Annotated in this window: 18 protein-coding genes and 1 pseudogene; 15 read left to right on the top strand and 4 right to left on the bottom strand. The window is 72.1% G+C overall.

What is annotated here, in order from left to right:
• The 3 genes from M3N57_09330 to M3N57_09320 all read left to right on the top strand — a co-directional run.
• Window positions 1-1159 (top strand): cytochrome c biogenesis protein ResB (locus tag M3N57_09330; GenBank protein ID MDP9022877.1); only part of this gene is annotated, 1159 nt, incomplete at its 5' end.
• Window positions 1156-2433, top strand: coding sequence for a c-type cytochrome biogenesis protein CcsB (gene ccsB / locus M3N57_09325; protein ID MDP9022876.1), 1278 nt, complete (start codon window positions 1156-1158; stop codon window positions 2431-2433). The genes M3N57_09330 and ccsB, both read left to right, overlap by 4 nt.
• 1 nt (window position 2434) lies before the next feature.
• Window positions 2435-2929, top strand: a complete 495-nt coding sequence (locus M3N57_09320; protein MDP9022875.1) for a hypothetical protein — start codon at window positions 2435-2437, stop codon at window positions 2927-2929.
• A gap of 7 nt (window positions 2930-2936) precedes the next feature.
• Here M3N57_09320 and M3N57_09315 read toward each other — a convergent pair whose 3' ends face one another.
• A complete protein-coding gene (locus M3N57_09315; protein ID MDP9022874.1) occupies window positions 2937-4067 on the bottom strand; it encodes an AMP-binding protein in 1131 nt (376 codons plus the stop codon).
• A 101-nt stretch (window positions 4068-4168) separates the two neighbouring features.
• On the opposite strand from M3N57_09315, the gene M3N57_09310 reads away from it, so the two are divergent.
• The 3 genes from M3N57_09310 to menD are packed head-to-tail and all read left to right on the top strand — an operon-like array spanning window position 4169 to window position 7793.
• Window positions 4169-5029: a 1,4-dihydroxy-2-naphthoate polyprenyltransferase gene (locus M3N57_09310; GenBank protein ID MDP9022873.1), complete on the top strand. Its 861-nt coding sequence runs from the start codon at window positions 4169-4171 to the stop codon at window positions 5027-5029.
• A gap of 44 nt (window positions 5030-5073) precedes the next feature.
• Entirely contained in the window at window positions 5074-6042 is a 969-nt protein-coding gene (locus M3N57_09305; protein ID MDP9022872.1) for an o-succinylbenzoate synthase, read from the top strand.
• A complete protein-coding gene (menD, locus tag M3N57_09300; protein ID MDP9022871.1) occupies window positions 6039-7793 on the top strand; it encodes a 2-succinyl-5-enolpyruvyl-6-hydroxy-3-cyclohexene-1-carboxylic-acid synthase in 1755 nt (584 codons plus the stop codon). The genes M3N57_09305 and menD overlap by 4 nt, the downstream gene beginning before the upstream one ends.
• 48 nt (window positions 7794-7841) lie before the next feature.
• Here the strand turns inward: menD and M3N57_09295 are convergent, their stop codons facing one another.
• The 3 genes from M3N57_09295 to M3N57_09285 are packed head-to-tail and all read right to left on the bottom strand — an operon-like array spanning window position 7842 to window position 10309.
• On the bottom strand, window positions 7842-9059 hold the full coding sequence (locus M3N57_09295; protein MDP9022870.1) for an isochorismate synthase: 1218 nt from the start codon (window positions 9057-9059) through the stop codon (window positions 7842-7844).
• On the bottom strand, window positions 9056-9565 hold the full coding sequence (locus tag M3N57_09290) for a hypothetical protein (GenBank protein ID MDP9022869.1): 510 nt from the start codon (window positions 9563-9565) through the stop codon (window positions 9056-9058). The genes M3N57_09295 and M3N57_09290 overlap by 4 nt, the downstream gene beginning before the upstream one ends.
• 30 nt (window positions 9566-9595) lie before the next feature.
• On the bottom strand, window positions 9596-10309 hold the full coding sequence (locus M3N57_09285) for a hypothetical protein (protein MDP9022868.1): 714 nt from the start codon (window positions 10307-10309) through the stop codon (window positions 9596-9598).
• Window positions 10310-10511: 202 nt separating this feature from the next.
• Here M3N57_09285 and M3N57_09280 point away from each other — a divergent pair, with 202 nt between their 5' ends.
• From M3N57_09280 to M3N57_09240, 9 genes and pseudogenes are all read left to right on the top strand, one after another.
• Window positions 10512-11180: a class I SAM-dependent methyltransferase gene (locus M3N57_09280; GenBank protein ID MDP9022867.1), complete on the top strand. Its 669-nt coding sequence runs from the start codon at window positions 10512-10514 to the stop codon at window positions 11178-11180.
• A 44-nt stretch (window positions 11181-11224) separates the two neighbouring features.
• Entirely contained in the window at window positions 11225-12298 is a 1074-nt protein-coding gene (locus tag M3N57_09275; protein MDP9022866.1) for a hypothetical protein, read from the top strand.
• 163 nt (window positions 12299-12461) lie between these two features.
• A complete protein-coding gene (locus M3N57_09270) occupies window positions 12462-13742 on the top strand; it encodes a geranylgeranyl reductase family protein (protein ID MDP9022865.1) in 1281 nt (426 codons plus the stop codon).
• Between the two features lie 137 nt (window positions 13743-13879).
• The gene (gene ndhC, locus M3N57_09265) at window positions 13880-14239 is read left to right on the top strand and encodes an NADH-quinone oxidoreductase subunit A (protein ID MDP9022864.1); all 360 of its coding nucleotides are present in this window, start codon (window positions 13880-13882) and stop codon (window positions 14237-14239) included.
• Window positions 14230-14679 (top strand): annotated as a pseudogene (locus tag M3N57_09260) (NADH-quinone oxidoreductase subunit B). Before ndhC ends, M3N57_09260 begins: the two are co-directional and overlap by 10 nt.
• A 57-nt stretch (window positions 14680-14736) precedes the next feature.
• Window positions 14737-15357 carry an NADH-quinone oxidoreductase subunit C gene (locus tag M3N57_09255; GenBank protein ID MDP9022863.1) on the top strand — a complete coding sequence of 207 codons (621 nt, stop codon included), beginning with the start codon at window positions 14737-14739 and terminating at the stop codon, window positions 15355-15357.
• A 19-nt stretch (window positions 15358-15376) separates the two neighbouring features.
• Entirely contained in the window at window positions 15377-16690 is a 1314-nt protein-coding gene (locus M3N57_09250) for an NADH-quinone oxidoreductase subunit D (GenBank protein ID MDP9022862.1), read from the top strand.
• A 40-nt stretch (window positions 16691-16730) separates the two neighbouring features.
• Window positions 16731-17882 (top strand): NAD(P)H-dependent oxidoreductase subunit E, encoded by a 1152-nt coding sequence (locus M3N57_09245; GenBank protein MDP9022861.1) that lies wholly within the window; start codon window positions 16731-16733, stop codon window positions 17880-17882.
• Window positions 17882-18330 (top strand): NADH-quinone oxidoreductase subunit F (locus M3N57_09240; protein MDP9022860.1); only part of this gene is annotated, 449 nt, incomplete at its 3' end. The genes M3N57_09245 and M3N57_09240, both read left to right, overlap by 1 nt.

Below are 18330 nucleotides of genomic sequence, written 5' to 3'. Positions count from 1 at the left end.
CCGCGCTGGTGCCCACGCGGGCGTGGAGCGGGCCGCGGTCGGGGGGCCAGGCCCGGACCCGGCCAACACCGCACGGCGGCAGGTCGCCGCCGAACGCGGTCACGTGGCGCGCGAAGGCGGGTCGTTGGTGTTCCACACCGCCTTCTACCTCCTGCTGATCGGGGTGGTGGTCGGCAAGCTCACGACGTTCACCGGCCAGGTCGGCGTCGTGGAGGGCGAACCCGGCTTCACCGACACCTGGGTGGCGTACTGGGTCAAGGACGCCGGCCGGTGGTGGGGCACGGATGATCACGCTGGCTTCCAGCTGGACCTGGACCGCTTCGACGTCGAGTGGAGCGGGGCTGCGCAGCCGGTGCTGTTCCGCTCGGACGTCAGCATCCGCCACGCCGACGGGCGGACCCAGCAGCGCACCACCGTGATCAACGATCCCCTGGTCGTCGACGGGATGAAGGTCCACATGCTCGACTGGGGGTACGCGGCCAGGGTGGTCGTCCGCGACGGCGACGACGTCGCCCACGACGGGTGGATCCACATGACCGCGGTCGGCGGCGGCGTGTGGCGTGGCGCGGTGAAGGCCCCGGGCGTCGAACCGCAGATCGGTCTGGAGGTGCACCTGTTCCCCGACGCCCCGGAGGGCCCCGACGGTCGCCCGGTCCCCACCGGCTGGCCCGGCGCGCGCGCCCCGCTCCTGTTGTACACCGCGTGGGCCGGTGATCTGCGCTTCGACCGGGTCCAGGGCGTCAACGACCTCGACACCACCGCGATGCGTGAGCTCGGCGTCGGGGCGCTGCGGCCGGGGTTCCAGGCGGAGCTGCCCACCGGTGCGACCGTGGCGTTCACCGACCTCAGGCGGTGGGTCGGGTTCCAGGTCAGCCGCCGCCCAACCGACCCGCTGCTGCTGGCCGCCGCCGGGTTCCTCCTCGTTGGGCTGATCCCGGCCCTGTACGCTTACCGGCGCCGAGTCTGGGTCGAGGCCGACCAGATCGACGGGACCACACGCATCATCGTCGCGGGCCACGCCCTGCAACGACCGCAGGCCTTCGAGGAGGAGTTCCCCGCCATCGTCGCCGCCCTGCGTCGGCGCCTGGAGCCCGACGCCGCCGGGCGAGCCGGCCTCGACCCCGACCCCGACGCCTCCCGGGAGGTGGTCCGCCCATGACCGAGACCCAACTCGCCGAGCTGTCCCGGACCCTGTTCTTCCCGTGGACGTTCCTGCTGTACGCCGCGGCGATGGTCGCGTCGTTCTACCGGCTGGCGTTCACGCAGGTCGACCGCGGCGACGGCGAGCGGCCACGGGCAGGTATCGCCGTGGGGCGGCTGGGCGTGGCCTTCACCGTGGCCGGACTCGGGACCCACCTCGCCTCGATCGTGACCCGATCGATCGCCGCCGGCGGGCGCGTCCCGTTGGGCAACATGTACGAGTACTCCTCGGCGATGGGCTTCGGCGTCGTGCTGATCGCGCTGGTGGTCGTCCACGGGCGGTTCCGCCGTCCCGAGCTCAACGGCTTCCTGCTGATGGGGGCGCTGGTGATGATGGGCAGCGCGCTGGTGCTGTACGCCCCGGCCGGACCCCTGATGCCGGCACTGCAGACGCACTGGCTGAAGATCCACACCTTCTCGATGATGATCGCCTCGACCATCTTCATCGTCGCGTTCGTGTTCACCGGGCTGTACCTGATCCGCGACCTCGCCGAGCGACGCGTCGCGTCGACCCTGGACGCGTCGCACCGCGGCTCGACCGTCGGGGCCGCCTACTCCCCGGTGGCGCTCGACGACCACGATCCCGCGGCGCCCGGAGACCGCCCCGAGGGCTACGAGGACGACACCGGCCTGGCGGACCGCCAGCTGTACGGGCGGGCGCTGCGCGACGCGGTCAACCCCGTCCCGGTCGTGATCGGCGCGACCGCGCTGACGGTCGCCTACGCGCTGTTGTTCGACAACCCGGTCGCGACCGTAGTCGCCCCGGCGGCGGTCGCGTTCGGGGTGGTGACGGCGTGGTGGACCCTGCCCGCCCTGCCGTCGGCCGCGACGCTGGACTCCCTGGCCTACCGCACCACCGCGTTCGCGTTCCCGATCCTGACGTTCGGCGTGATCGCCGGGGCGGTGTGGGCCGAGCAGAGTTGGGGACGGTACTGGGGGTGGGACCCCAAGGAGACGGGCGCGTTCCTCGCGTGGATCGCCTACGCCGGGTACCTGCACTCGCGGGCGACCCGGGGGTTGCGCGGTCGGGGTGCTGCGGGGATCGGCGTGGTCGCGTTCCTGCTGCTGATGTTCACCTACTACGCGGTGAACCTGTGGATCACCGGGTTGCACAGCTACGCGGGCGCCGCGACCAGCAACCCGCCGTGGATCGGGATCGCCGGGGCGCTGGTCGTGTACGGCCTCGTCAAGGCCGTCACGGCACGTGCCGCCACCGACCCCGGGAGAGGTTGACATGGCCGCGTCGCAGACCACCCTGACGGTCGGTGACCGGCTGCCGGACGTCACGCTGCCGCGGGTGGACGACGGCAGCCCGGTCGACCTGCGCGGCTCGGTGCGCGACGCGGCGGTGGTCGTGTTCACGCATCCCGACTGCGACGGGTGCGACGACTACGTCGCGGCCCTGGCCAGCGGGATCGAGGACCTGGGCGACTGGAACGCGGTGGTGCGGGTGGTGCCGTCAGGACGGGCCCCGGCCGCGTCCGAGGATCTGGCCGTCGTGGAGGACGAGGACGGGGCGCTGCGCCGGCGTTGCGGCCTGGACCCGGATGTGGCTGCGGTCGTGGTCGCCGACCGGTTCGGCGAGGTCTGGGAGGTGACGAGCGCCGAGGACGGCCACGACCTGCCTGACCCCGACCAGGTCGAGTCGTGGGCCCGGTTCCTGGCCACCCAGTGTCCCGAGTGCGGCGTGCCCGACCGGCCCGACACCGGCGGGTGGGTCGTGTGGTAGCCGCCGACTACGGCAGGTCCTCGACCAGCCTCAGCTCCCGCGGCGCGGCGTGGCGCGGGGCGTGGGCCGCAACGAAGTCACGCAGCTCGTCCAGCGTCGGTGGGTCGAGCCGGTCCGACGCCACGCAGTAGGCCACCACCCGCTCACCCCAGTCCGGGTCGGGGTGACCGATCACAGCCGCGTCGGCCACACGCGGATGGGCGCGGAGCAGGGCGGCGAGCTGCCCGGCGGCGACCTTCTCGCCCCCGGTGACGATCACGTCGTCACCGCGGCCGAGGATCTCCAGGCGGCCGTCGTCGGTCCAGCGGCCGAGGTCGGTGGTGTGCAGCCACCCGTCAGCGTCGAGCACCGCGGCGGTGAGGTCGGGTCGGCCGCGGTAGCCGCGCATCACGACCGGGCCGCGGATGGCGATGCACCCGTCGGCGTCGACGCGGACCTCCACACCGTCCAGTGGCACGCCGTCGTACACGCACCCGCCGCAGGTCTCGGTCATGCCGTAGCTGACGGTCACCGGCGCGCCGGCCGCCGCGGCGCGCTCCCGCAGCCGCCGCCCAGCAGGCGCCCCGCCGACGAGCACACGGCGGAAACGGGTGACGTCGACCCGGGCGTCGAGCAGGCGGTGCAGCATCGTGGGGACCAGCGCGACGTGGGTGGCGGCGTCTGCGGCGGCGACCGACGCCGCGTCGAAGCCCGCCTGGACGATCGGCGCGGTCCCCACCTGCCAGGCGCGCAACAGCACGAGGATGCCGGCAACGTGGTGCAGCGGCAGGCAGCACAGCCACCGGTCGTCGGGTGCCCACCCCAGACGGTCGAGACTGGCAGCCACCGACGCGGTCAACGCCTGGTGGGTCAGTTTCACGCCCTTGGGCGGTCCGGTCGTCCCGGAGGTCGTCACCACCAGTGCGGTGTCCGCTGCCACGGGGACCGGATCGGGGAGCGAGACGTCGCCGTCATCACCACGCAGAACGGCGGGGCGGAGCGCCGCCAAGATCCGAGCCACCACGTCGTCGGGCGCATCGGCGGGTAGCGGCAGCAGCGCGTCCCCGCGCGCCCACGAACGCTGCATCACCTCGAGCGCCTCGGGCGTGGCCGGCAGGCGGAGCGCGACCAGCCTGGCGGCGTCCGTTGGGCTGCCCACGGTTGGCTACCGTAGTCGGCGACATCGCCGCTGGTCAGGAGCCGTCCGTGACGAGCCCGGATCGCTCCCGCACGTTCCCCGAGCGTGGCTGAGCGGTCCCGGTGCGGGTCTGGGTCGAGGCGGCACGACCGCGGACGCTCCCCGCGGCGGTCGTCGCCGTCGTCGTGGGAACCGCCGCGGCCGAGCGTTTCATCGTCTGGCGGTTCGTCGCGGCGCTCGCTGTCGGGGTCTCGGTCCAGGTCGGTGTGAACTACGCCAACGACTACTTCGACGCGGTCCGCGGCGTGGACACCCCCGAGCGGGTCGGCCCGCGACGGGCGGTGGCTTCCGGCTTGGTCACCGGGGCACAGATGTGGCGGGCCACCCTCGCCGCGTTCGGGATCGCTGCTGTGGCGGGCCTGCTGCTCGCGGCTGCTGCCGGTTGGGAGCTCGTCGCGGTGGGAGCGGCAGCGCTCGCAGCCGCGCTCACCTACAGCGGCGGTCCCCGCCCGTACGCCTCCGCCGGTCTGGGTGAGCTCGCGGTGTTCGTGTTCTTCGGTCTCGTGGCCACCGCCGGCTCGCAGTACGTCCACGACGAGCGGCTGGCGGCCGTGGCCGTCACCGCAGCCCTGCCGGTGGGGCTGCTGGCCACCGCGATCCTGGTCGTCAACAACCTCCGCGACATCCCCACCGACCTCGCCGCCGGGAAGGCCACCCTCGCCGTCCGCCTCGGTGACCGCCGCACCCGGACCCTGTACACGGTGATGGTCGGCGGGGCGCTGGTGCTGACGGTGGCGGTGGCTCTGTCCGCACACAGCGCGTGGCCTCTGCTCGCGTTGGGGTCGGCGCCACTGGCCGTGGCGGTCACCCGGATGGTGCGCACCGCCACCCAACCGCGGGCGCTGATCGACGCCCTGGTCGGGACGGTCCGGCTGCACGTGGCGTACGGACTGCTGCTGGCGGTGGGCCTGTGGTTGACGTGACGTTGGGCGGCGACGACCTGCGGGCCGAACCGTTCCGGGTGCCGATGCGGACCCGGTTCCGGCGCGTCGACGAGCGCTGCGGGGTGCTCGTCGCCGGCCCCGCTGGGTGGGGGGAGTTCTCGCCGTTCCCCGACTACGGCCCGGTCTACGCCAGCCGGTGGCTCGCGGCGGCGCACGAGGCAGCCACACGTGCCTGGCCGGCGCCCGTCCGCGACCGCATCCCGGTCAACGTCACCGTCCCGGCGGTTGACCCGCGACAGGCTCACGACCTCGTCCGGCGTTCCGGGTGCCGCACCGCGAAGGTGAAGGTGGCCGAGCCCGGCCAGCGGCTCAGCGACGACGTGGCCAGGGTCGAGGCCGTCCGCGAGGCGCTCGGCTCGGGCGGACGGATCCGCGTCGACGCCAACGGCGCGTGGGACGTCGACGAAGCCGTCCGTGCGATCCGCGCCCTCGACCGTGTCGGCCTGGAGTACGTCGAGCAGCCGGTGGCGACGTGCGCGGAGATGGCGCTGCTGCGGCGCCGCATCGCCGTCCCGATCGCAGCTGACGAGGTGGTCCGAACGGCCGACGACCCGCTTCACGTCGCCGGGCTGGACGCCGCCGACGTGGTCGTGATCAAGGTCCAGCCGCTGGGCGGGGTGTGGCCGGCACTGGAGGTCGCCACGGCGGCTGACGCCGCCGGACTGTCCGTCGTCGTCTCGTCGGCGTTGGAGACCTCGATCGGGCTGGCTGCCGGGGTGGCTCTCGCCGCAGCTCTGCCGCGGTTGCCGTACGCCTGTGGACTGGCCACTGCCGCCCTCCTGGACGGCGACGTCGTCCGCGATCCGCTCCTGCCGGAGGCCGGCACGATCGTGGTCCGCCGCCCGAGCCCCGACCCCGATCTGCTGCGCAGGTGGGCCCCGTCTCGCGACCAGGCCCGTGGCCTGCTCCGCCGGCTGGAGACCTGTGCGGCCATCATGGCAACCACAGACGGTTCAGGCGCCACGGCTCTCGCTGCCGAGGACGACCGGTGACGGCCACCAACCCCTCACACGCGCTGGCGCTGACCGTCGTCGACGAACTCGCCCGCCACGGCTTGACCGACGCGGTGCTCGCCCCTGGCTCGCGATCGGCGGCGCTGGCGATGGCGCTGCACGACGACCCGCGGGTGCGCGTGCACGTCCAGATCGACGAGCGCTCCGCGGGGTTCGTCGCGCTCGGCCTGGGCAAGGCCACCGGCCGTCCCGCCGTCGTGCTCACGACCTCCGGGACAGCCACCGCGAACCTGTTCCCGGCCGTGGTCGAGGCCCATCAGGCCCGCGTCCCGTTGCTGGCGCTCACCGCGGACCGGCCGCCGGAGCTGCGTCACACGGCCGCGAACCAGACCATCGACCAGCTGAAGCTCTTCGGGGACCACGTGCGCTGGTTCGTCGAGGTCGGCGTGGCCGAGGACCGCCCCGGCGTCGTCGGCTACTGGCGGTCGACCGTGTCACGGTTGTGGGCCGAAGCGCTGGGCGTGCGCGGACCGGCCGGCCCGGTTCACGCCAACGTCGCCTTCCGGGAGCCGTTGGTGGCGCTCGCCGATGACGGGCGCGCCCCGCCCGCGACGTTCACCCAGCGGCTGGACGGACGTGCGGACGCCCGACCGTGGACGGTGGTCGCGCGCGGAGCCCGCCCCGCCCCGGAGGCCGCCGTGGAGGCGCTGGCCGGGCGCATCGCGGACACCGAACGTGGGCTGCTCGTCGTCGGGGACACCGCCGCCCCGCCGGGACCGATCGTCGACCTGGCCCACGCGGCAGGATGGCCGCTGATCGCCGAGCCGCCGTCGAGCGCCCGCACCGGCCGGTACGCGATCAGCACCGCCCACGCCCTGCTCGACCATCCGCCGTTCGCTGCGGCGCACCGCCCCGACCTGGTGGTGCGGATCGGACGCAGCGTCCTGTCCCGCGCTGTCGAGGGCCACCTCGGACCAGATGTGTCACAGGTCCTGATCGACCCGGACGGGGTGTGGCTGGATCCTGGACGCGTGGTCGGCCAGCTGGTCGTGGCCGACCCGGCACTCGCCTGCGAGGCGGTGACCGCCGCGCTTCCGGGCGCCCGCACGTCCGGCTGGCTCGAAGCATGGCTGGGTTACGAGCGTGTGGCCCGCACCACCCTCGACGCGGTCCTCGACGGGTCGGCGAACCCGAGCGAACCCCGGACCGCCCGCGACGTCGCCGCGGCCGTCCCGTCCGGCGGCACGCTCGTGGTGGCGTCGAGCCGTCCGGTGCGCGATCTGGACCTCGCCATGGGCCCGCGCGACGGGGTTGGTGTCCTGGCCAACCGCGGCGCCAGTGGGATCGACGGGTTCGTGTCCACCGCCCTGGGCGTGGCGCTCGCGACGGCGCCGGCCCCGACCGTGGCTCTCGCGGGCGATCTGTCGCTGCTGCACGATGCCAACGGGCTGCTGCTGCGTGCACACGCCGGCGAGGTGGACCTGCCGCTGGTCGTGGTCAACAACGACGGCGGAGGCATCTTCCACTTCCTGCCACAGGCGCGCTTCCCCGCCAGCTTCGAGCGGGTGTTCGCCACGCCCCACGGCCTGGACCTGGCCGACTTGGCAGGCCTGCACCGCGTCGCCCACACCCGGATCGGCCGAGCAGACGAGCTGACGCCGGCGCTGGGAGCCGCCGCCGCCGCCGGCGGGATCCACCTGATCGAGGTCTCCACCGACCGTGAGGAGACCGTGGCGCTGCACCGGCGGATCCTCGCGGAGATCGCTGCGGCCCTCGACCGCCTGCCGTGAGGCCCGACGCGCCGACCGGTGGGGGATCGCTTCACCACGATCTCGCGCTCAGCCCTCGAACGCCGACTGCATCGCGCGGAGCTTCAGTCGCGTCTCCTCGAGTTCCTCCTCCGGCAGCGACCCGGCGACGACGCCGGCACCCGCGAACAACCGCGCCCGGGCGCCGGCGAGCTGCGCGCAGCGCAACGCGATCCCGAACTCGCCGTCACCGCGGGCATCGACCCAGCCCACCGGGCCGGCGTAGCGTCCGCGGTCCATGCCCTCCAGCTCACGGATCACGTCGACCGCGACATCGGTCGGCGCCCCCCCAACGGCAGCCGTCGGGTGCAGCGCGCCGGCGAGCTCGAGGGCGGTTGCGGCGTCGCGGCTGTGGCCGGTGACCGTGGTCGCCAGGTGCTGGACGTTGGCCAGGCGCCGCAGCCACGGCTCGTTGTCGATCTGGAGGTGCCCACAGCGCCCGGCGAGGGCATCCCGGACGGAGTCCACGGCGAGTTCGTGCTCGCGGCGGTCCTTCTTGGAGGCCAGCAGTTGCTCTCCGAGCCGCGCGTCGTCGGTGACGTCGTCGCCGCGCCGTGCCGACCCGGCCAGGACGATCGAGGTGATCTCATCGCCGGCCCGCCGCACCAGCAGCTCGGGGGTCGCCCCGACCAGTCCGTCGATCATGAAGGTCCAGCAGTCACCGAAGCGGTCGTGCAGGCGCCGGGTCAGCAGCCGCCCGTCGACCGGGGAGCGGGTCCACACGAGTTCGTCACGGGCGAGCACGACCTTGTCGAGCCGGCCAGCCTCGATCCGGGCGATCGCCTCGGCGACCGACTCGAGCCAGCGCAGGTCCGGCTTGGAGGCGCCGGCGTACCGGACCCGGTCGCCAGCCGCCGGCACGGCAACGGACGCCAGCGACGGCACCGGAACCGATCCCGTCAGCGTGAGCCAGGAGCCGCCGTGGCGCCGACCCACGACGATGGCGGGGACGATGAGCACCGACCCGGACGTGCTCGGGTCGAACGTGAAGCTCGCGAACGCCACCAGCCCGCAGCCGGGCGCGCCGACCTGATCGTCGACACGGGCTGAGGCGACGAGCTGCCCGAACCACTCGGCGGCACGGGCGAAGCGTTCCTCACCGGTCCCGGGATCGAAGCGGGCCGCTTCCCCCCATCCCACCAGGCCATGGTGGCCGCGTACCCACACGACCCCGTCGGGGTCGGGGACCAGTTCCAACAGCGGGCGGTCGTCGTCGACCGCGACGGTGCGCACAGGCAGGCGAGTCACCGGCTCGTGGCGTCCTCGACCCGGTCGCGCGCCCGGTCGAGGAGCAGCCGCCGGAAGTGATGGGCCACGACCGTCCCTGCGGCTGGCAGCATCTCCTCGAACGCCGCGACCAGACGTGCGGTGGCCTCCTCCCGCGATGCCGCGGTGCCGTGCACCGGATCGCGGACGAAGCGGACGAACAGGTCCACCGCGCGGTCAGCGACGCCCCCGGCTGCCTCGTCGAAGCGGCGTGCGAGGTCCAGCAGCTCACCGAGTGGCAGCCCGGCGTCCAGGAGCGTGAGTCCTGCCTCGACCGTGGCGACGTCGGCAGAGGTGTACCGACGATCCACGCCCTGCCCGACCGGCGCGAGGAAGCCTTCACGCTCGATCGCCTCGAGCAGCACGATCGACACGCCCGTGCGCTCGGCGAGTTGCTCGAGCGTCAACAGCTCCGCCGCATCGGCCGGACGCGCCACCAGCTCCGCCAGTGCGCGGTCGATCGGATCCAGCCGGTCGTCGGACGTCACGCCAGCGACTCTACGTGCGGGTACAGGCGGTCACCGCCGCCCGAAGAGCCCCCTGCGCTGACCGGACGGGCGGGCCACGAAGTGGCTCGGGTCGAGGCCGGTCGCCTCATCGTCGTCCGTGTTCGCCGCGGGGGAGGCGTCCGTCTCGTCCTGCGCGTCGACCTCCGCAGCTGTCGCGGCATCCGCGCTCGGTGGCGGGACGTCGCCAACCGCCCAGCGGTCCTGGTCGGGCGGCTGGACCTCGCGGGGCGGGGTGGTGGCCTCCGGCGCTTCGGTGAGGTCCAACCCGAACTCGGAGATGTCCAGCGTCGCGGGCGGCTGCGGGTCGTTGGCCTGCGCGAGGCTCGGATCAGGGTCGACGGCACGGTCCTCGACCGCCTCCTCGAACGCCAGCACGGCGTCGAGGCCGTCGTCCGCCTCCTGCACGCTGAGGCTCAGCTCGGCGACGGCCGCCTCCAGTGAACCCAGGTCCAGGTCTTCCTCGCCGGCGGATCCCAGGTCCAGGCCGTTGCCGTCGGGCTCCGCGTCCGGAGGCTGCGGGTGGTCAGGCTGCTGCGTCGCCTCATCGGCCGGCACCGGCTGGGGCGACTCGGCCGATCCGACGCTGAAGACCCACGGCTGTGGCGCCTCGGGTGGCGTATCGGCCGGACGAGCCGGCTGGTTCACGGCGTGGCCGAGGAAGTCCCGACCGTCGTCGCCGACGGGGACCTCGACGTCGCACTGGGGGCAGTAGACCCGTGCCACGGACGCTCCTTGACTCGTTCCGGTGTTTCTCGACCGAGTTGACCGCCTCCTTGAACACCAGCGCGGACGTCCGCCCGCCACGAGTGCCGACGTCGCGTCGGCGGTACGGTGCGCGCGCATGGACACGGCCCCCCCGCACGCTGCCGATGGTGCGCTCCCCGCCCCCGGCACCCAGGGGAAGGAAGCCGCGCTGGTGCAGGCGATGTTCGAACGCGTCGCTCCCTGCTACGACCTGGCCAACAGCGTCCTGTCGTTCGGGCAGGACGCTCACTGGCGTCGCGTCGCCGCCCAGGCTGCCCACCCGAACGGCTCCGCCATCCTTGATGTGGCGGCAGGCACGGGGGTCCTCAGCCGCGAGCTGGTCCGCCTGGGCGCGACCGAGGTGGTGGCACTCGACATCTCGCACCGCATGCTGCTGGCCGGGATGCGGCGCCGCGCCGCGCGCATGCGGATGTTGAACGCCGACGCGATGCGGCTACCGTTCGCAGACCGGACGTTCGACGCGGTGACGATCGCCTTCGGCTTGCGCAACATGCCCGACGCCGCATCCGCACTCCGGGAGTTCGCCCGCGTGACGCGCCCGGGTGGACGACTCGTGGTGCTGGAGTTCAGCAGCCCGACCTGGCCCCCGTTCCGACGTCTCTACGACGCCTACCTGACTGGTGTCCTGCCGCGCGTGGCGCAGGTCGTGTCGTCGGACCCCTCGGCCTACCGCTACCTCGCCCAGAGCATCCTGCTGTGGCCGGATCAGGACGGCCTCGGTCGGTGGCTGGCGCGTAACGGATGGGAGGGGGTGCGCTACCGCAACCTGAGCGGGGGCATCGTGGCGGTGCACCGTGGCCGCCGTCCGACCCGGGAGGACCGACCCTGAGCACCTCCGAGCACCCGATCCTGCGCGCCGCCGTCGCGATCGCCATGGTCCTGTCGCTGGCCGCCTGCGGTGACGGCGACGCCCGCTCGCAGCTGGCCGCCGCGACGCAGCGGACCTTCGGTCGACCGGTGACGTTCGCCGCGACCGTCGATGCGGATGACGCGGCCCTGCGCGGCCTGTTCGGTGATCAAGCGCGGATCGCGGGCCAGGTGCTGGACGGGCTGCGGGTGGCAGGCCGCCGGGCAGGCGACAGCTACGAGGTCCGCCTGAGCGTCCTCGGGTTGGACCTGTTCGAGCTGCGCTCGGTCGCTGGCGACACCACGTTCCTGCGGTTGGGGTTCAGTTCGTTGGCGGTGCTGGCGACCGGTGGGGGCGATCCTGGCGAGCGCATCGTCGGGCTGGTCCGTGAGCGAGGGGCGTCGGAACCGGTCGCCGACGCGGTGGCTGCCGCCTTCCGGGGCGACTGGATCGGCGTCGAGGGCGACATCGATCCCGACCGGCTCAACGAGGTCCTCGGTGGACCCACGCCGGCACCGACCACCCCGACCGATGCGTCGCTCGGCGCTGCGCTCGGTGAGGACCCTGCCGGCTTCGTGCAGCGTTACGTCGCGGTCCACGACGTCACCGCCACCGACGGGGCGCGCCGGTACGACATCACCGTGCAGCTGCGGGAGCTGCTCGCGGCACTGTCCGAACTCGACCCGACCCGACGCGTGGATGACCTGCAGTCCGACCCGGAGGAACTGCCCGAGGCGGTCCCGGCGACGATGCAGACGCGGATCCTGGAGGCGCCCTGGTACCGCCGCGTGCTCGGCATGTCGGGTGCCGAGGTCGTCACCGGGGCGACCTTCGACCTCGCGGCGCTTGCTCCGGCGGGCGCCGCGGACGGCAACGGGTCGTTCCGCGTGCAACTCGACCTGTCCGACCACGGCAGCACCGAACCGATCGAAGGGCCCGACGACGCGGTGATCGTCACGAGCGAGGAGTTCCTGGAAGCCGCGCGGCTGCTGACCGAGGTGTTCCAGGACGCCGCGTCCGAGGACGGCCTGCCCGTCGGGCAGCCCACGCCGGGCGGTGGCCCACAGCTCCCGGTCCCCGAGCCCACCGGCACCGGGTAGCCAGCCAGCGCGTCACCCCGATCGTCGCGAGTGCCGGCGGCCGCCAGCCCACGCTACACTCCCACCACTTCGTGAAGCGCTTCACGAAGTCCTCCCACCTGGCCGAGCCGGCGCCGGCAGGGTCCGTGGCAGACTCGCCGCAGGGACGACAGGAGACCCGCACATGGCGACCAGCACCGCGGCGTCCGCCGCGGGGGGTGTCGTGCACGCCGATGTGGTGGTGGTGGGGGCTGGCCCCGGCGGCTCGACCGCCGCCGCGTACCTCGCCGACGCGGGTCACGACGTCGTGCTGATCGACAAGGAAGCGTTCCCGCGCGACAAGCCCTGCGGGGATGGCCTCACGCCGCGCGCGGTCCGCGAGATCCGTCGGCTGGGCCTGGTCGACGAAGCCGAGGGTCGAGCCGACGGCTGGCGGCGCAACGTCGGTCTGCGGGTCCACGGCGCCGGGATGGTGCTCGAGCTGCCCTGGCCGCAGCTGCACGACTGGCCCGACTGGAGCCTGACCTGCACGCGTCTGCGTTTCGACGCGACGCTGGCGCGCCTGGCTCAGGCCCGGGGCGCGCAGATGTGGGAACGGACCGAGGTGACGCGACCGTTGCTCCGGCCGGATGGTCGGGTCAGCGGCGTGGCGTGGCGCGACGCCGACGGGCGCGACGGTGAGGTCCGCGCCCCGGTCGTGATCGCCAGCGACGGGGCGTCGAGCCGGTTGGCCACGGCGCTGGGGTTACGCCGTCGCGACGACCGTCCGATGGGCGTGGCGGTACGGACCTACTACCGCAGCCCGGCCGCGGAGAGCGCCTGGCTGTCGTCCTACCTGGAGCTGGAGGAGGACGGCGACCTCCTGCCTGGCTACGGCTGGGTCTTCCCACTCGACGACGGGACCGCCAACGTGGGCGTCGGAGTGATCGGGACGACCCCGCACTTCCAGCGCATCAACTACCGACGGCTGATGGATCGCTGGGCAGCAGCGATGCCGGACGAGTGGGGGTTCGGTCCGGCGACCCGCGAGGGCAGTGTCGCCTCCGCTGCGCTGCCCATGGGCTTCTCCCGCCAGCCGCACCACCACCGTGGCCTGCTCCTGGTCGGTGACGCCGGCGGGATGGTCAACCCCACCAACGGCGAGGGGATCTCCTACGCCATGGAGTCAGCCCGCTTCGCTGCCGAGGTCGTCGACGTGGCCCTGTGCGAGCGCTCCACGGCGGTCCTGGACGGCTACGCCGCCGAGCTCAAACGCCAGTGGGGTGGGTACTTCACGTTGGGGCGTTGGTTCATCCGGCTCATGGGTAACGCGGAGGTGATGCGGTTCTGCACCGTCCACGGCATGTCGAACGCAGCGGTGATGCGGTTCTTGCTGCGGTTCATGGCGCATCTGACCGATCAGCGTCCGTCGGATGCCGCCGATGTGGTGATCAACACGTTGCAGAAGGCGGCTCCCGCAGCGTGATCGCGGGACCCCGCCGGACGTCCCGCCAGCGGTTTGCGGGGCGCAAGCGGGCGCACGTAGGTTCGACTTGGTTCGGCGGAGCCGCGCGGCCCCGCTCCGCCGGCGCAGCAACCCCGACGAGATAGTGAGGAGGCGTCGTGCTCGGTGAGTGGCTCCCCATCGCGATCCTGCTCGGGGTCGCGGCGGCGTTCAGCGGCGGCTCGCTCCTCGTTGGTCACGTCGTCGGCCCGCAGAGGCCCAACCCGAGCAAGCTCGCGGCTTACGAGTGCGGCAACGAACCGCTCGCCGAGGTCAGCGGGGCACAGTTCGCGGTGAAGTTCTACCTCGTGGCGCTGTCCTTCCTGATCTTCGACGTCGAGGTCGTCTTCGTCTTCCCCTGGGCGGTGGTGTTCAGGCAGCTGGGCTGGTTCGGGATCGGCGCGATGGGGGTCTTCCTCGCTGTGCTGTTCATCGGACTGATCTACGAGTACCGCGCGGGGGGTCTGGAATGGGACTAGAAGAGCAGCTCCCCGCCGGGATCCTCCTGACCAACGTCGAGAAGTTCGTCAACTGGAGTCGGAGCGCGTCGCTGTGGCCGGCCACGTTCGGGCTGGCGTGCTGCGCGATCGAGATGATGGCGACCGGCGCAGCCCACTACGACATCGCCCGCTTCGGTATGGAGGTGTTCCGGGCCTCGCCCCGCCAGGCGGACCTGCTGATCGTCGCCGGGCGCGTCAGCGTGAAGATGGGCCCGGTGCTCCGCCGCGTCTACGACCAGATGGCTGATCCGAAGTGGGTGCTGTCGATGGGCGTGTGCGCCACCTCGGGCGGCATGTTCAACAACTACGCCCTGCTGCAAGGCGTGGACCACATCGTCCCCGTCGACATGTACGTCCCGGGTTGCCCCCCGCGGCCCGAGATGCTGATGGACGGGATCATGAAGCTGCACGAACAGATCAAACGGGAACACTTCCAACAGAAGGTCCAGCACTGAGGACGGGGACGGGACGTAGGCGTGGCTGACCTGCAGACGATCGCGCAGCGCATCCGCGGACGGTTCGATGAGGTCGACACGACCAGCGCACGAGGTGAGCTGACCGTGTTCGTCCCAGCGGAGAGGATCCGCGACGTCGTCCGCTTCTGCAAGGACGACGAGGAGCTCGCCTGCGAGCTGCTGTCGGACCTGTCCGGGGTGCACTGGCCCGGAGGGGAGCACGTCGTCGAGCCGCAGCTGTCGACCACCGGCTGGCCGCCGAACCGCCTCACGCGCGATCGCGGCACGATCGAGGTGACCTACCACCTGCTGTCGATGTCGCACAACCACCGCTTGCGCCTGGTCGTCGCGGTCAACGACGATCCGCAGGCGCTCCCCACCGTGCCCAGCGTGACGTCGGTGTACCCGACGGCGGATTTCCACGAGCGGGAGGTGTACGACTTCTTCGGGGTGCACTTCGACGGCCACCCCAACCTGGTCCGGATCCTGATGCCCGAGGAGTGGGAGGGCTATCCACAGCGGAAGGACTATCCGCTCGGCGGGGTCGACACCGACTACCACGGGGCGTTCATCCCACCGCCGGACGAGCGGCTGTGGTCACGAGACGTGCCGGGGGCCGGTGGCGGGAAGGTGGGCCCGTGACGTTCGGAGGGAGCCAGCCATGAGCGTGGACGAGCGCACGGGCGCGGCCGCCTACGGCGGGTCGGACGACGAGATCTGGGTCAGCGGCGCCGACTGGGAGCAGATCGAGGACGCCGTCACCGAGGGCCGGCTGACGGTCAACGTGGGCCCCCAGCACCCCTCGACCCACGGCGTGCTCCGCCTCGTCGTGGAACTCGAGGGCGAGACGATCATGAGCGTGAAGCCCGTGATCGGCTACCTGCACACCGGCATCGAGAAGAACACCGAGTACCGGACGTGGACGCAGGGCACCACGTTCGTCACCCGGATGGACTACCTGTCGCCGTTGTTCAACGAGGTCGCGTACTGCTTGGCGGTCGAGAAGCTGCTGGGCATCGACGCTCCGCCCCGTGCGCAGGCGGTGCGGGTCATCCTGATGGAGCTGAACCGCATCGCCAGCCACCTGGTGTGGTTAGCGACCGGCGGCTTCGAGCTCGGCGCGATCTCGATGATGATCTACGGCTTCCGCGAGCGGGAGAACATCCTCGACATCTTCGAGGCGCAGACCGGCCTGCGGATGAACCACGGGTACGTCCGTCCCGGTGGACTGGCTGCCGACGTCACCACCGACTTCGCACAGCAGTGCCGTGACGTGATCTCCTACCTGCCGGAGCGTCTGGCGGAGTACGAGGACCTGCTCGAGCAGAACCCGATCTTCATCCACCGCACCCAGGACGTGGGGGTGTTGGAGGTCGACGACGCCATCCGCTACGGGGTCACCGGCCCGCTTCTCCGTGCGGCGGGTGCGGACTGGGACCTGCGCAAAGCACAGCCGTACTGCGGGTACGAGCAGTACGACTTCGACGTGCCCACCGAGACGGGGGCCGACACCTACGCCCGGTTCCTGGTCCGGATGCAGGAGATGCGCGAATCGATGCGGATCATCGACCAGGCGGTCGACGCGCTCCCGGACGGCCCCGTGATGGTCGAGGACAAGAAGATCGCGTGGCCGGCGCAGTTGGGACTGGGGCCGGACGGGATCGGGAACGACCCGACCTACATCCGCCACATCATGGGCGAGTCGATGGAAGCGCTGATCCACCACTTCAAGCTCGTCACCGAGGGCTTCGCGGTCCCCCCGGGACAGGTGTACGTCCCGGTGGAATCACCCCGCGGCGAACTCGGCTACCACGTGGTGTCCAACGGCACCACCAAGCCCTACCGGGTGCACGTGCGCGATCCGTCGTTCGTGAACCTGCAGTCGATCGATCACATGTCCAGAGGGCACATGGTCGCCGACCTGATCGCGATCATCGCCAGCCTCGACCCCGTGATGGGAGGCGTGGACCGATGAGGCTCCGTCTCGACGAGCCGCCGATGCGCGGAGGCTGACCGTGGCCCTGTCGGACAAGATCCACGCGACGGCGGACCGGCTGATCGCCCGCTACCCCCAGCCGCAGTCGGCGCTGATGCCGCTGCTGTACCTGGTGCAGCACGATCAGGGCTACATCACCGAGGAGGGCATCGCGTTCTGCGCCGAGAAGCTCAACCTCACCAAGGCCGAGGTCCAGGCGGTCCAGACCTTCTACCAGATGTACGAGCGCGACGACCCCGGCGACTGGCTCGTCACGGTCTGCACGAACTTCTCGTGCAAGGTGCGCGGTGGGCAGGAGATCTTCGACCGCTGGGTGGACAGGCTCGGCGGCGAACACGACCCCGACAACGCGGTCACGGTCAAGCACCTGGAGTGCCTCGGCAACTGCGAGAGCGCGCCGGTCGTGCAGGTCAACTACCAGAACTACGAGGGCCTGTCGGTGGACGAGGCGATGGAGCTGCTCGAGCAGGTCCGTCGTGGCCAGCCGCCGCTCCCCGTCAACGGCGAACCGCCACCGACCTTCCGGGAGGTGTGCTGGCGCCTGGCCGGCGCCGCCGAGCACGAGCGTCTCCACGCCGCGGCGGTGCGGGCGGCTCAGTCCGACATGGTGTCCTACGAGGAGCCGCCAGCCGAGCGTGTCCTGGACGAGGCCCACCCGCTCGGCGGGCCGGGGGTGCATCGGCCGGGGCCGGAGATCGGCGACACCACCGGGGTGGCCGCACCCCACGAGCACGACCACCGCGCCCCCTCCGAGGAGCCCCCGGCCGGTGAACGCCTCGACAGGCCGATGATCGAACCCGAGGATGAGGCCGGCGACGAGGACGACACGGAGCCGGCGGCCGAGGAGGAACCCGGGGGCGAGGCGGACGCTGAGCCCTCGTCCGACGAGGAACCCGGGGTCGAGGAGGAAGGCGAGTCCGAGCAAGACCCCGACGGCGAGTCCGACGAGGACGCCGACGAGGACGCCAACGAGGACGCCAACGAGGACGCCGACGAGGACGCCGAGGAGGCGGGCCCGCCACCGAAGAAGGCGTCGGTCAGCCAGAGCGGTGGCACCGCGCACGTCCGGCGGATCGATGTCGACCCGGGGTTCGACGCAGCCCATGCCGGCGATCCCCCACACGACCAGGAACACGGGGCAGCTCGCCAAGAGCGGGAAGGTGAACGCTGATGGTGGAGGAGGTCAAGGTCCTCACGCAGCGCTTCGACCAGGAGGACGCCTACACGCTCGACGGGTACGAGCGCACCGGTGGCTACCAGGCGGTGCGCAAGGCCCTGGAGATGCATCCGAGCGAGATCATCAACGTGGTCAAGGAGTCGGGGCTGCGCGGGCGAGGTGGGGCGGGGTTCCCGACCGGCGTCAAGTGGTCGTTCATGCCCCAGGAGCCGACCCAGCCGTCCTACTACATCTGCAACGCCGACGAGTCCGAGCCGGGAACCTACAAGGACCGCTGGCTCCTCGAACGCGACCCCCACCTGCTGATCGAGGGGCTGATGATCGGATGCCTCGCGATGCGCAGCGAGCACTCGTTCATCTACATCCGCGGCGAGTACGAGTGGCCGGCCCGCCGCCTCGGCGACGCCATCCTCGAGGCCTACGAACGCGGCTACCTCGGCGA

It is taken from the genome of Actinomycetota bacterium (genome assembly GCA_030776725.1).
In the GTDB taxonomy this organism is placed as follows: Bacteria; Actinomycetota; Nitriliruptoria; order Nitriliruptorales; family JAHWKO01; genus JAHWKW01.
This window is presented reverse-complemented; position numbering and strand designations above follow the sequence as displayed.